Origin of the sequence: Salmonella sp. NW177 (assembly GCF_051811585.1) — a bacterium.
GTDB classification, from domain to species: Bacteria; Pseudomonadota; Gammaproteobacteria; order Enterobacterales; family Enterobacteriaceae; genus Salmonella; species Salmonella enterica.
In genome coordinates this window covers 14,168-26,226 of the sequence record NZ_JAMMZV010000016.1, presented here as the reverse complement: position 1 = coordinate 26,226, position 12,059 = coordinate 14,168, and the positions used below count along the sequence as shown (strand labels likewise).

The following is a 12,059-nucleotide window of genomic DNA, read 5'->3' as shown; positions in this document are numbered from 1 at the left end:
ATTTTTCTCTTCAACCGACCGGCTGTTTGTGTGAAGTGATTCACATCCGCCGTGTCGATGGAGGCGCATTATAGGGATCCCATTTTTTTGCACAAGCGTTTTTTGGATCTTTTTTTCTGTTTGTTGATTTTTCATCCCTTTCGCTCCATTCCTGCGCAAAGTGGCGATTTTTTGATGCTATCTCCCCTTGCACAACGCCGTTAAAGCAACCAAAGTCTTCATGACTATTCATTTATGATGAGGTAGACATGTCTGACACATTACGTCCTTATAAGGATCTTTTTCCTGAAATCGGTCAGCGCGTGATGATCGATACCAGCAGCGTGGTTATTGGCGATGTCCGTCTGGCGGATGATGTCGGGATCTGGCCGCTTGTGGTAATTCGCGGCGATGTGAATTACGTTGCGATAGGGGCTCGTACGAACATTCAGGATGGCAGCGTTCTTCACGTAACCCACAAGTCTCCATCCAATCCACACGGCAACCCATTAATCATTGGCGAAGATGTTACCGTTGGCCATAAAGTTATGCTGCACGGCTGTACCATCGGTAACCGCGTACTGGTCGGTATGGGCTCCATTGTGCTGGATGGCGCGATAATAGAAGATGACGTAATGATTGGTGCGGGAAGCCTGGTGCCGCAGCACAAACGGCTGGAAAGCGGCTATTTATATCTTGGCAGTCCGGTAAAACAGATCCGCCCCCTGAGCGATGCTGAGAGATCGGGCCTGCAGTACTCCGCCAATAACTATGTAAAATGGAAAGACGACTATCTTTCTCAGGATAACCATATCCAACCGTGATCGTCTTCCTGCTGGGCCAGGATTAATGCTTCAGCCTCTTCTTCCAGGTCCCAGCGATACTCACGAAAAATGGCCAGCCATTGCTCCGCTGTTTCTCCACCAAAGCGATACGCCAGTACATCTTTTTTTATTGCACACGTGAGTTGCATCCCATTAACCAGGGCGGGAAAGATGACAGCGCTGGCGGCAGTATCCCATTCTTCGCGGTCAGGAAATTGTATGGCCTGGTTCACGCTAATAATTCCTGCTGTAGCAGCTCAATCACTGGCTCGACCTGCGGTAATACACCGTGCCAAAGCAAAACGGCATGTGCAGCCTGCCCCACCAGCATTCCCAGCCCATCTGCGTAGCGTTTTGCGCCCTGTTGTACACACCAGGAGAGAAATGGCGTATTCCCTTTTTGATAGAACATGTCATAGCAACAGAGGGAAGGGTGAATAAGTGACGCTGGTATCGCCGGGATTTCGCCGCGTATGCCGCTGGAGGTCGCATTAATAATCAGGTCAAACTCACAACCATCCAGCTTGTCCATATCCGTGGCATGAACGCTGCCGGTATGAGCAAAGATTTTCGCCAACGCTTCGGCACGTGAAGCTGTACGGTTAGTGATAGTGACCGCGCAATCCAAAGAAAGCAGAGGTAACAGCACGCCCCGGGATGCGCCGCCCGCGCCAATCAACAAAATACGCCATCCTGGGCGGATAAAATTTAACCGTTTGAGATCGCTTAATAAACCGATACCGTCAGTATTGTCGCCAAGCAAACGACCATCTTCCAGCCGCTTTAATGTATTGACTGCTCCCGCCAGCGATGCTCGTTCCGTTAACTCATCCGATCGCGCAAACGCCTCCTCTTTAAAAGGTACTGTGATGTTTGCGCCTTTTCCCCCTGCCGCGAAAAAGGCATCAAGCGTATTAATGAAATTATTAATAGGGGCCAGCACGCGACCATAGGGGTGAACAATATCTAGCTGCTGAGCAAATTGCTGATGAATAAATGGCGATTTGCTGTGAGCAATCGGATTTCCAAAAACAGCATAGGTTTCCATCATATTACCCCTGTCGAAACAGTTCGCCCGTCAGAGCATCGCGAATTTCTGAAGGATTTAAACGCCCACCCGTTGCGCCTTCAACCACCGGAAAATCATCGCCAAATTGCGCACGTACCTCTTCAACGGTACGACATGGCGGTAATCCGCTCAGATTGGCGCTGGTGGAAACCAGCGGTTTGCCATACGCATTGCATAGCGCGACCACCAGCGGGTGGTTGGTAACACGAACGGCCAGGGAATCAAAACGTCCCGTGAGCCAACGCGGCGTTGTCGCGGGCGCAGGAAAAACAAACGTTACCGGCCCGGGCCAGCAATCAAATACCGCTTTACGCTGTGCGGCGGTAAGTATGCTGTCATCAATATAAGGTTTTAACTGCTCAAAGCTGGCGGCAATCAAAATGAGTCCCTTATCGACGGGCCGTTGTTTTAACGCCAGCAGGCGCGTAACGGCTGTTTCACTATCGGGATCGCAGCCGACGCCGAAAACGGCTTCTGTTGGATAAGCGATGACATTTTCTTTATTCAGGAGATCTACCGCCGCGGCGATAGATCCTGTTGGCAGGTTATTATTCACTTGTTTCTTCCACCGGAACCGGCTTTCCACATTGTTTACTGGCGCAAAAGCGCTTCACGCCCTGCGCGGTTTTCTTTTCGATGAGTAGCGGATAATGGCACTCGGGGCATTCCCCCGCAACCGGTGTGAAGTTAATGACGAACTGACATTCCGGGTAGCGATCGCAGGAATGAAAGATTTTACCGTAACGAGAACGGCGCTGGACCAAATGTCCTTGCTGGCAGGCTGGACAGGCAATCGCCGTTTCATCCGGTTTATCAATAACCACTGTATGTTCACATTGCGGATACTGGCTGCATCCGATGAACATGCCAAAGCGCCCCTGACGCAGCACCAGTACGGCGCCACACTCAGGACACAGTTGCCCCTCCAGAATTTTAACGATATGCCCGTCCGCCTGACTTTTCAGCGGACGAACGTAATCGCATTCCGGATAGCGAGAACAGCCGAGAAACGGACCATGTTTCCCGGAACGAATTACCAGTTCGGCCCCGCACTGCGGGCAGGGCTCATTTTTACGCACCGAAAACAGTGCTGATTTAGCCATATTCACTCATGCAGCATTAACACCTATCAATGCAGCATACCTTCATTTACCTCAAAGAGTAATTCTTCCATTTGCTGATAGGCGTTTTCACAGCCCGGAATGTTGAATAACACCATCAAAATAACCCATTTCAAGTCTTCCAGGTCAAACTCTGCGGTATCCAGCGCCAGCACACGCTCAATCACCATTTCTCGTGTTTCGAGGTTTAGCACCTGAATCTGCTCAAGGAATAACAGAAACCCCCGGCAACTGGCATCAAGCCTTTCACACTCTTCAACCGTATAAATGCGCATTGAAAGAGGGTCGGAAGCAAGTTGCATGGGTTCCGCGAGGCCATCCTGATAGTCAGCGAGTTTTTCCAGCCACAGCAGCGCATTGTAGATGTCTTCGCGATCAAACCCAGCGTCGGTGAGATCACGCTCCAGTCTGTCCTGATCCACGCGCAGCTCGGCTTCGTTATGGATGTATGTTTCAAACAAATACATTAGTACGTCGAACATGGCTTGCCCTCCTTAATCGGACATAGCCGCCGGGTACAGCTGCGATCCATCCTGCTAACTCCAGTTCGAGTAGCTGAGCCACTACCGCTGGCACAGGTTGGCCGGCACGTTCAGCGACGACGTCAACAGGTGTTACCTCATCTCCTACGTTAGCCAGGAGCTCAGGAAATGGCAATGCCGCCTCATCCTGATTTAGTGAATAAAGTGAATTTTCCGCCGTAGTTGGCAACCAGTGTAAGCCGTATTGCAAATTTTCCAGAATATCCTCCGGCGTCGTCACAAGCGTGGCCCCTTGTTTAATTAACCAGTGCGTGCCTTCGCTTCCCGGACTACCGATAGGACCTGGTAATGCAAAAACATCCCGCCCCTGTTCAAGCGCGCAGCGCGCCGTCACCAACGAACCGCTGCGCAACGCCGCCTCGATTACCAGCACGCCTTTGCTCAGTCCGCTGATGATACGGTTTCTGCGAGGAAAATGTTGCGGTAGCGGAGGCGTTGAAAGCGGAAATTCTGAGACCACTGCGCCGCCGGTGGCAATCAAGTTTTCAGCCAGCATGGCATGTCGGCGAGGATAAATCTTTGCCAAGCCATTCCCTAACACCGCTACACTTTTTCCCGCCATACTCACCGCGGCGTTGTGTGCTACGCCATCAATTCCCCGGGCAAGGCCGCTGGTGATCGTCAAACCGCTTTTCGCAAGGCTTTCGCAAAGCAGACGTCCCCAGCGTTCTCCATACCAGGAGTGGCTCCGGCTCCCTACGACGGCAAGTTGGCAGGTATGCAGACAGGCAGGATCGCCGTCAATAAAAATAGCGCCGGGATAATCGTTAATAGCACGCAGTTGGGGAGGATAAATCTCACTATCCGCACACAGAAAATGGTGCTGCGGTAGTTCAAGCCAGCGTAATGTCTCATCAAGCACACCTGCTGGAAGCTGTAAAAAACGTTCAGCTTGCCGCGCGGTAAGACCAGCCTCCTGAAGGTGCGTGCGATTTATCTGAGGCTGGCGAATAAGCGAGTTCGCCATGTTCAACATCGCCTCGCCATAAAGGTCGCCGACGTACATTAAACGTAACCAAATTTCGGTACGGGCCATCCTTTCCCTCCCCTGCCACAAGCAGTCTGAACAATCTTTGCGATTGGTCACTGATGCTGTCAATCAGGTGGGGATTTGTCTAGAATAGAGGTAATAATCTTTTCAACTCCTGAACACAACTCTGGATAATTATGTCAGTTTTGCAAGTGTTACATATTCCGGACGAGCGCCTTCGCAAAGTCGCAAAGCCGGTTGAAGAAGTGAATGCAGAAATTCAGCGTATCGTCGATGATATGTTCGAAACGATGTACGCGGAAGAAGGTATCGGTCTGGCCGCAACGCAGGTCGATATCCACCAGCGGATCATCGTGATTGACGTTTCGGAAAACCGCGACGAGCGCCTGGTACTCATTAACCCGGAATTGCTGGAGAAAAGTGGCGAAACGGGTATAGAAGAAGGCTGTCTGTCGATTCCGGAACAGCGCGCTTTAGTGCCGCGCGCCGAGAAAGTGAAAATCCGCGCGCTGGATCGCGACGGCAACCCGTTTGAGCTTGAAGCGGATGGTTTGCTGGCAATCTGCATTCAGCATGAGATGGATCACCTGGTCGGTAAACTGTTTATCGATTATTTGTCGCCGCTGAAGCAACAACGTATTCGTCAGAAAGTAGAAAAACTCGACCGCCTGAACGCCCGGGCTTAAAGGACAAGAACCAACGTGTCAGATTCACTACGTATTATTTTTGCGGGTACACCTGACTTTGCAGCGCGTCATCTCGACGCGCTGTTAACTTCTGGACATAACGTTGTCGGCGTATTTACCCAACCCGATCGTCCAGCAGGTCGCGGCAAAAAGTTGATGCCCAGCCCGGTAAAAGTGCTGGCGGAAGAAAAAGGCCTGCCCGTTTTCCAGCCCGTGTCGCTTCGTCCTCAGGAAAACCAGCATCTGGTTGCTGACTTACATGCCGACGTCATGGTTGTCGTAGCATATGGTCTGATTCTCCCAAAGGCAGTGCTGGATATGCCCCGTCTCGGATGTATCAACGTTCACGGTTCGCTGCTTCCACGCTGGCGCGGCGCGGCGCCTATTCAGCGCTCACTCTGGGCAGGCGATGCGGAAACCGGCGTCACAATTATGCAGATGGATGTAGGGCTGGATACCGGCGACATGCTGTATAAACTTGCGTGCCCGATTACCGCAGAAGATACCAGTGGCTCACTGTATAATAAGTTGGCTGAACTTGGCCCGCAGGGGTTAATTACCACACTAAAACAACTGGCGGACGGCACAGCGACGCCTGAAGCGCAGAATGAAGCGCTGGTCACTCATGCGGAAAAGCTCAGTAAAGAAGAAGCGCGTATCGACTGGTCTCTCTCCGCAGCACAGCTGGAGCGTTGCATTCGCGCCTTTAATCCGTGGCCAATGAGCTGGCTGGAAATCGACGGCCAGCCGGTAAAAGTCTGGCAGGCGTCCGTCATTGAGGACGCCACGCAGTCGCTGCCGGGAACCATTCTGGCCGCGACGAAACAGGGCATTCAGGTTGCAACAGGCAAGGGGATATTAAATTTGCTTTCGCTTCAGCCTGCCGGCAAAAAAGCGATGAGCGCCCAGGATCTGTTAAATTCACGCAAGGAATGGTTTATTCCTGGTAACCGTCTTGCCTGACGGTCACGTCTTTATACGCCCGGTGTTACCGGGCATTTTTATTTTATACATATGAAAAAACAAAACAATTTACGTAGTCTGGCAGCACAGGCCGTTGAACAGGTCGTCGAACAGGGACAATCATTAAGTAATGTGCTCCCGCCGCTGCAACAAAAAGTCGCCGATAAAGACAAAGCGCTACTTCAGGAGCTGTGCTTTGGCGTCCTGCGAACTCTTTCACAGCTGGAATGGCTGATCAATAAGCTGATGTCTCGTCCAATGACCGGCAAGCAGCGTACAGTGCATTACTTAATTATGGTCGGCTTTTATCAGTTGCTGTACACCCGCGTTCCTCCCCATGCGGCGCTGGCTGAAACCGTTGAAGGCGCGGTCTCCATCAAACGTCCGCAGTTGAAAGGGTTAATTAACGGCGTCCTGCGCCAGTTTCAGCGCCAGCAGGAAACGTTGCTTAATGAGTTTGCGACCAGCGATGCGCGCTTTTTACATCCAGGTTGGCTGGTAAAGCGTTTGCAAAATGCTTACCCCACACAGTGGCAACGCATTATTGAAGCGAATAACCAGCGTCCACCGATGTGGCTACGTGTAAATCGTACACACCACACCCGCGACGGTTGGCTTGGCTTACTTGAAGACGCAGGCATGAAGGGGTATCCCCATCCCGATTATCCCGACGCTGTACGTCTGGAAACGCCAGCTCCGGTACATGCTTTACCCGGTTTTGCTGAGGGTTGGGTAACTGTCCAGGATGCCTCTGCGCAGGGATGTGCGGTTTTTCTCGCTCCTCAGAACGGTGAGCACATTTTAGACTTGTGCGCCGCGCCCGGCGGTAAAACCACGCATATTCTCGAAGTGGCCCCCGAAGCAGACGTGTTGGCGGTTGATATTGATGAACAACGACTCTCCCGCGTTTACGACAACCTAAAGCGTCTTGGGATGAAAGCGACAGTTAAACAAGGGGATGGACGTTATCCCGCCCAATGGTGCGGCGAGCAGCAGTTTGACCGTATTCTGCTGGATGCGCCCTGCTCCGCAACCGGCGTCATTCGCCGTCATCCAGATATCAAATGGCTGCGTCGCGATCGCGATATCGCGGAACTGGCGCAATTACAGGCGGAAATTCTTGATGCCGTCTGGCCGCGCCTGAAGCCTGGCGGGACGCTGGTTTACGCCACCTGTTCCGTACTGCCGGAAGAAAACCGCGATCAGATCAAAACCTTTTTGCAACGCACTCCCGATGCCGCGCTCAGCGAAACGGGAACACCTGATCAGCCAGGACAGCAAAATCTGCCGGGCGGCGAAGAAGGTGATGGGTTCTTTTACGCTAAGCTAATCAAGAAGTGATGAGATAACGGGCCACGACTGATGAAAATTATCATACTGGGCGCAGGGCAAGTTGGCGGAACACTGGCGGAAAACCTGGTCGGCGAAAACAACGACATCACGGTGGTTGATACCAACGGCGAACGGTTACGCAGTTTGCAAGATAAGTTCGATCTACGCGTAGTTCAGGGGCATGGTTCGCATCCCCGCGTGTTGCGCGAAGCGGGCGCTGACGATGCGGATATGCTGGTCGCTGTCACCAGTTCAGATGAAACTAATATGGTTGCCTGCCAGGTAGCCTATTCACTCTTCAACACTCCAAACCGTATCGCCCGCATTCGATCCCCGGACTATGTTCGCGATGCGGATAAACTCTTTCATTCTGAAGCGGTTCCGATTGATCATCTGATCGCGCCGGAGCAGTTGGTTATCGATAATATTTATCGTCTGATCGAGTATCCGGGAGCATTACAGGTTGTAAACTTTGCTGAAGGGAAAGTCAGTCTGGCAGTAGTAAAAGCCTACTATGGCGGTCCACTAATAGGTAACGCGCTCTCGACAATGCGAGAGCATATGCCGCATATCGATACTCGCGTTGCCGCAATTTTCCGCCATGACAGACCAATCCGTCCTCAGGGCTCAACTATCGTGGAAGCAGGGGATGAAGTCTTCTTTATTGCGGCTTCACAGCATATCCGTGCAGTAATGAGCGAATTACAGCGTCTGGAAAAACCCTACAAGCGCATCATGCTGGTGGGCGGCGGCAATATCGGCGCCGGGCTAGCAAGGCGTCTGGAAAAAGACTATAGCGTTAAATTGATCGAACGCGATCAACAACGCGCCGCAGAATTGGCTGAGAAACTGCAAAACACGATCGTCTTTTTTGGCGACGCTTCCGATCAGGAATTGCTGGCGGAGGAGCATATTGATCAGGTCGATCTCTTTATCGCGGTCACTAACGATGATGAAGCCAATATCATGTCCGCGATGTTGGCCAAGCGGATGGGCGCCAAAAAAGTGATGGTGCTGATTCAGCGCCGCGCTTATGTCGATCTTGTGCAGGGTAGCGTTATAGATATTGCGATTTCTCCGCAGCAGGCCACCATCTCTGCATTACTGAGCCATGTGCGTAAAGCGGATATCGTCGGCGTTTCCTCACTACGTCGCGGGGTTGCCGAAGCCATCGAAGCCGTCGCGCACGGCGATGAAAGCACTTCCCGCGTGGTTGGCCGCGTCATTGACGAAATTAAACTGCCGCCAGGCACCATTATTGGCGCGGTGGTGCGTGGAAATGATGTCATGATTGCTAATGACAATTTGCGCATTGAACAAGGCGATCACGTCATTATGTTTTTGACCGATAAAAAGTTTATTACCGACGTCGAACGTCTGTTCCAGCCAAGTCCTTTCTTCCTCTAATTTAAGGGGCGCTCATTCAGCGCCCTTTTTAATTCCCTTTATTTATCAAGGTTTAATTTATTTCGCTAAACAGAAGCCGTAAATGGAAAATGCCTTAGCATTTGTTAAACTTATAACGTCAGCTGCATAGGGAGAATAAAAATGAGTTTTATTAAAGAATTTCGCGAATTCGCGATGCGCGGGAATGTTGTGGATTTGGCAGTGGGTGTCATTATTGGCGCGGCATTCGGTAAGATTGTTTCTTCACTGGTTGCCGATATCATTATGCCGCCGTTGGGATTGTTAATCGGCGGGATCGACTTTAAACAATTTGCTTTTACGTTACGCGAAGCGCAGGGAGATATTCCGGCGGTCGTCATGCATTACGGCGTGTTTATCCAGAACGTATTTGATTTTGTGATTGTGGCCTTTGCTATCTTTGTTGCCATTAAGCTTATCAACAGACTCAACCGTAAAAAAGCAGAAGAGCCGGCAGCTCCGCCAGCGCCTTCTAAAGAGGAAGTGTTATTGGGCGAAATCCGCGATCTGCTGAAAGAACAAAATAACCGTTCTTAATAAGCAGAAGGCCAGTGGTAAAAAAGTCACTTACTTTCTTGCCACTGGCCTCCCAGTTCCCTCGATTACCGTGTTTACCTTTACGCAGATAACTTCCTTTGCCTTTCTTATTTTTTCAACGCGTTGCCTGAAAAGGGGATCGTGCAGTAATGCCTCAATGGCATTGTCCTTTATCTGCCCTTTCTTATGTTGATAACGACTCATAATGTCTCCCGATTGTATAAATTAACGGCGCGAGTGTAGCCCCGCCGGTTCAATAAATCAACATCCTGATTTCGCCCCACTGGCCCCCTGCTCCAGGGCTTCCAGAATGGAACAATAGACGCTACTGTGGGCCGTTCCACAACAAGCATCATTAAGCCTTTGTAACGAACGCTGCATCGTTTGCAGTTCCGCAATCCTGGCTTCAACCTCCTGCAATCGTTCTTGCACAATACTTTTTGACTCCTGACAGGTATGGTGCTCAGGATCAATTCTGATCGATAAAAGTTCGCGGATCGACTCAAGCGTGAAACCCAACTGCCGCGCATAACGAATAAACTTGAGACGCTGCAGATCGTTTTCGGTATACAGACGAAACCCGCCTTCAGTACGTACCTCATGATCCATCATCTGCTGTTTTTCATAGTAGCGAATGGTATCAGGCGTTACGTCTGCCAGCTTTGCCAGCTCACCAATGCGATACATACAAACTCCGTTAATTATCGTTGATTTTATGCAGCAGTTTTTCTGCATACTCACCGTGTAAAAAGTCGGTACTCAACCCAGCCTGCCGAAGTTTTAGTTCAAGCAGGGAGAGCTGGCGACTAACCTGATGGTATCGAGGGTCATCTTCCCGGATACTGTTGAGGATATCAAGTAACTGAATAGCGTCTCTGCGCTGCTCCAGTTCAGGGGGAAGACAGCCCGCATTCTTGAGTAAGCGATAACCCGCACGAAGTTCCGCCGGCACATGAGAATCATCATCCAGAATAAGCGGCTCGCCGCGGCCAGGCAGATTATCAAACTCGCCTTTACGCTGTGCCTCGATAATATGACGCTCTGCCCACTGGTCAAGTAACCACATACGTCGCTCCAGGGATTGAACGAAAAGAATACAATTATTGTAGATATGTGGGGTTCAGGAGGATATAAAAAAACCCGCCGAAGCGGGTTTTTTTACGTTACTACAGATTACTCTGCAGCAGCTTCTGTTTTCTCTGAACGATCAACCAGCTCGATGTATGCCATCGGCGCGTTGTCGCCTGCACGGAAGCCACACTTCAGAATGCGAGTGTAACCACCGGCGCGGCTCGCGAAACGCGGGCCCAGCTCGTTAAACAGTTTTGCCACGATCTCGTTATCACGAGTACGGGCGAATGCCAGACGACGATTAGCAACGCTATCAGTCTTGGCAAGAGTAATCAGCGGCTCAACTACGCGACGCAGCTCTTTCGCTTTAGGCAGGGTCGTCTTGATGATTTCATGACGAACCAGTGAACCTGCCATGTTGCGGAACATAGCCTGGCGATGGCTGCTGTTGCGGTTCAGTTGACGACCACTCTTACGATGGCGCATGACCTTATCCTTCTCAGTAAAACCTTAACCTGTGATCCGGTTACTCGTCAGCGATGCTTGCCGGTGGCCAGTTTTCCAGGCGCATACCCAGAGACAGTCCACGGGAAGCCAGCACGTCTTTAATCTCGGTAAGAGATTTTTTACCCAGGTTAGGCGTCTTAAGAAGCTCAACCTCGGTACGCTGTACCAGATCACCGATATAGTGGATAGCTTCTGCCTTGAGGCAGTTAGCAGAGCGGACAGTCAATTCCAGATCGTCAACAGGGCGCAGCAGGATCGGATCGAATTCTGGTTTCTCTTCTTTCACTTCCGGTTGACGTACATCACGTAAATCAACGAAAGCTTCCAGTTGTTCAGCCAGGATGGTTGCCGCACGACGAATCGCCTCTTCAGGATCGATTGTGCCGTTGGTTTCCATTTCGATGACCAGCTTGTCCAGGTCGGTACGCTGTTCTACACGCGCTGCTTCAACATTGTAGGCAATACGCTCTACAGGGCTGTAGCAGGCGTCGACCAGCAGACGGCCGATTGGGCGCTCATCTTCTTCCGAATGAATTCGGGTAGAAGCCGGCACATAACCACGACCGCGCTGAACTTTGATACGCATACTAATAGACGCGTTTTCATCGGTCAGGTGGCAGATCACGTGCTGCGGCTTGACGATTTCGACATCCCCATCATGGGTGATATCGGCTGCAGTCACAGGGCCAATGCCAGATTTATTCAAGGTAAGAATAACTTCATCTTTACCCTGAACTCTCACCGCCAGCCCTTTCAGGTTGAGCAGGATTTCCAGGATGTCTTCCTGAACGCCTTCTTTGGTGCTGTACTCATGTAGTACACCATCAATCTCAACCTCGGTCACCGCGCAACCCGGCATCGATGAGAGCAGAATACGGCGCAGTGCGTTACCCAGAGTATGGCCGAAGCCACGCTCTAAAGGCTCAAGGGTCACCTTGGCGTGCGTCGAACTCACTTGCTCGATATCTACCAGGCGCGGTTTTAGAAACTCTGTCACAGAACCCTGCATTGT

General features: G+C 51.2%; 16 protein-coding genes and 1 pseudogene. 6 read left to right on the top strand and 11 right to left on the bottom strand.

Annotation, left to right across the window (positions count from 1 at the left end):
- Window positions 1–248 precede the first annotated feature (248 nt).
- Entirely contained in the window at window positions 249–803 is a 555-nt protein-coding gene (locus NA986_RS24045) for a gamma carbonic anhydrase family protein (RefSeq protein WP_001285635.1), read from the top strand.
- On the opposite strand, the gene NA986_RS24040 is transcribed toward NA986_RS24045, so the two are convergent.
- From NA986_RS24040 to dprA, 6 genes are read right to left on the bottom strand one after another with little or no spacing between them, the layout of a single operon-like run.
- Window positions 779–1,036, bottom strand: a complete 258-nt coding sequence (locus tag NA986_RS24040; RefSeq protein WP_001070575.1) for a DUF1488 domain-containing protein — start codon at window positions 1,034–1,036, stop codon at window positions 779–781. The two genes, NA986_RS24045 and NA986_RS24040, sit on opposite strands and share 25 nt — an antisense overlap.
- Entirely contained in the window at window positions 1,033–1,851 is an 819-nt protein-coding gene (gene aroE / locus NA986_RS24035; RefSeq protein ID WP_000451205.1) for a shikimate dehydrogenase, read from the bottom strand. The genes NA986_RS24040 and aroE overlap by 4 nt, the downstream gene beginning before the upstream one ends.
- Before the next feature lie 4 nt (window positions 1,852–1,855).
- Window positions 1,856–2,428, bottom strand: a complete 573-nt coding sequence (tsaC, locus tag NA986_RS24030; RefSeq protein ID WP_001063613.1) for an L-threonylcarbamoyladenylate synthase type 1 TsaC — start codon at window positions 2,426–2,428, stop codon at window positions 1,856–1,858.
- The gene (locus tag NA986_RS24025) at window positions 2,421–2,975 is read right to left on the bottom strand and encodes a DNA topoisomerase family protein (RefSeq protein WP_001650847.1); all 555 of its coding nucleotides are present in this window, start codon (window positions 2,973–2,975) and stop codon (window positions 2,421–2,423) included. The genes tsaC and NA986_RS24025 overlap by 8 nt, the downstream gene beginning before the upstream one ends.
- A 26-nt stretch (window positions 2,976–3,001) precedes the next feature.
- Entirely contained in the window at window positions 3,002–3,475 is a 474-nt protein-coding gene (gene smg / locus NA986_RS24020; RefSeq protein WP_000460663.1) for a DUF494 family protein Smg, read from the bottom strand.
- Window positions 3,447–4,571, bottom strand: a complete 1,125-nt coding sequence (gene dprA, locus NA986_RS24015; protein WP_023216669.1) for a DNA-protecting protein DprA — start codon at window positions 4,569–4,571, stop codon at window positions 3,447–3,449. The genes smg and dprA overlap by 29 nt, the downstream gene beginning before the upstream one ends.
- Before the next feature lie 131 nt (window positions 4,572–4,702).
- On the opposite strand from dprA, the gene def reads away from it, so the two are divergent.
- The 5 genes from def to mscL all read left to right on the top strand — a co-directional run bounded on the left by def (window position 4,703) and on the right by mscL (window position 9,469).
- Entirely contained in the window at window positions 4,703–5,212 is a 510-nt protein-coding gene (gene def / locus NA986_RS24010; protein WP_000114987.1) for a peptide deformylase, read from the top strand.
- A gap of 15 nt (window positions 5,213–5,227) precedes the next feature.
- Window positions 5,228–6,175: a methionyl-tRNA formyltransferase gene (fmt, locus tag NA986_RS24005; protein ID WP_001285164.1), complete on the top strand. Its 948-nt coding sequence runs from the start codon at window positions 5,228–5,230 to the stop codon at window positions 6,173–6,175.
- A 51-nt stretch (window positions 6,176–6,226) separates the two neighbouring features.
- The gene (gene rsmB / locus NA986_RS24000) at window positions 6,227–7,516 is read left to right on the top strand and encodes a 16S rRNA (cytosine(967)-C(5))-methyltransferase RsmB (protein WP_023216670.1); all 1,290 of its coding nucleotides are present in this window, start codon (window positions 6,227–6,229) and stop codon (window positions 7,514–7,516) included.
- Window positions 7,517–7,537: 21 nt separating this feature from the next.
- Window positions 7,538–8,914, top strand: coding sequence for a Trk system potassium transporter TrkA (gene trkA / locus NA986_RS23995; RefSeq protein ID WP_000691374.1), 1,377 nt, complete (start codon window positions 7,538–7,540; stop codon window positions 8,912–8,914).
- A gap of 141 nt (window positions 8,915–9,055) precedes the next feature.
- Complete coding sequence (gene mscL, locus NA986_RS23990) at window positions 9,056–9,469, top strand: large-conductance mechanosensitive channel protein MscL (RefSeq protein ID WP_000008119.1); 414 nt, start codon at window positions 9,056–9,058, stop codon at window positions 9,467–9,469.
- Here the strand turns inward: mscL and NA986_RS23985 are convergent.
- The 5 genes and pseudogenes from NA986_RS23985 to NA986_RS23965 form a co-directional block, all read right to left on the bottom strand.
- Window positions 9,405–9,673: pseudogene (locus NA986_RS23985) on the bottom strand (alternative ribosome-rescue factor A). The gene mscL and the pseudogene NA986_RS23985 sit on opposite strands and share 65 nt — an antisense overlap.
- Before the next feature lie 57 nt (window positions 9,674–9,730).
- Window positions 9,731–10,156, bottom strand: coding sequence for a Zn(2+)-responsive transcriptional regulator (gene zntR, locus NA986_RS23980; RefSeq protein ID WP_000285588.1), 426 nt, complete (start codon window positions 10,154–10,156; stop codon window positions 9,731–9,733).
- 10 nt (window positions 10,157–10,166) lie between these two features.
- Entirely contained in the window at window positions 10,167–10,535 is a 369-nt protein-coding gene (locus NA986_RS23975; protein ID WP_000266515.1) for a DUF1992 domain-containing protein, read from the bottom strand.
- Window positions 10,536–10,642: 107 nt separating this feature from the next.
- Window positions 10,643–11,026 (bottom strand): 50S ribosomal protein L17, encoded by a 384-nt coding sequence (rplQ, locus tag NA986_RS23970; RefSeq protein ID WP_001216370.1) that lies wholly within the window; start codon window positions 11,024–11,026, stop codon window positions 10,643–10,645.
- A gap of 40 nt (window positions 11,027–11,066) precedes the next feature.
- Window positions 11,067–12,056 carry a DNA-directed RNA polymerase subunit alpha gene (locus tag NA986_RS23965; protein WP_001162094.1) on the bottom strand — a complete coding sequence of 330 codons (990 nt, stop codon included), beginning with the start codon at window positions 12,054–12,056 and terminating at the stop codon, window positions 11,067–11,069.
- Window positions 12,057–12,059 lie beyond the last annotated feature (3 nt).

Bases quoted from the DNA above. Each gene is read 5' to 3' on its own strand.
- NA986_RS24045 (WP_001285635.1), top strand. From the start codon at position 249: ATGTCTGACACATTACGTCCTTATAAGGATCTTTTTCCTGAAATCGGT.
- aroE (WP_000451205.1), bottom strand. From the start codon at position 1,851: ATGGAAACCTATGCTGTTTTTGGAAATCCGATTGCTCACAGCAAATCG.
- NA986_RS24025 (WP_001650847.1), bottom strand. From the start codon at position 2,975: ATGGCTAAATCAGCACTGTTTTCGGTGCGTAAAAATGAGCCCTGCCCG.
- smg (WP_000460663.1), bottom strand. From the start codon at position 3,475: ATGTTCGACGTACTAATGTATTTGTTTGAAACATACATCCATAACGAA.
- dprA (WP_023216669.1), bottom strand. From the start codon at position 4,571: ATGGCCCGTACCGAAATTTGGTTACGTTTAATGTACGTCGGCGACCTT.
- def (WP_000114987.1), top strand. From the start codon at position 4,703: ATGTCAGTTTTGCAAGTGTTACATATTCCGGACGAGCGCCTTCGCAAA.
- rsmB (WP_023216670.1), top strand. From the start codon at position 6,227: ATGAAAAAACAAAACAATTTACGTAGTCTGGCAGCACAGGCCGTTGAA.
- trkA (WP_000691374.1), top strand. From the start codon at position 7,538: ATGAAAATTATCATACTGGGCGCAGGGCAAGTTGGCGGAACACTGGCG.
- mscL (WP_000008119.1), top strand. From the start codon at position 9,056: ATGAGTTTTATTAAAGAATTTCGCGAATTCGCGATGCGCGGGAATGTT.
- zntR (WP_000285588.1), bottom strand. From the start codon at position 10,156: ATGTATCGCATTGGTGAGCTGGCAAAGCTGGCAGACGTAACGCCTGAT.
- NA986_RS23975 (WP_000266515.1), bottom strand. From the start codon at position 10,535: ATGTGGTTACTTGACCAGTGGGCAGAGCGTCATATTATCGAGGCACAG.
- rplQ (WP_001216370.1), bottom strand. From the start codon at position 11,026: ATGCGCCATCGTAAGAGTGGTCGTCAACTGAACCGCAACAGCAGCCAT.
- NA986_RS23965 (WP_001162094.1), bottom strand. From the start codon at position 12,056: ATGCAGGGTTCTGTGACAGAGTTTCTAAAACCGCGCCTGGTAGATATC.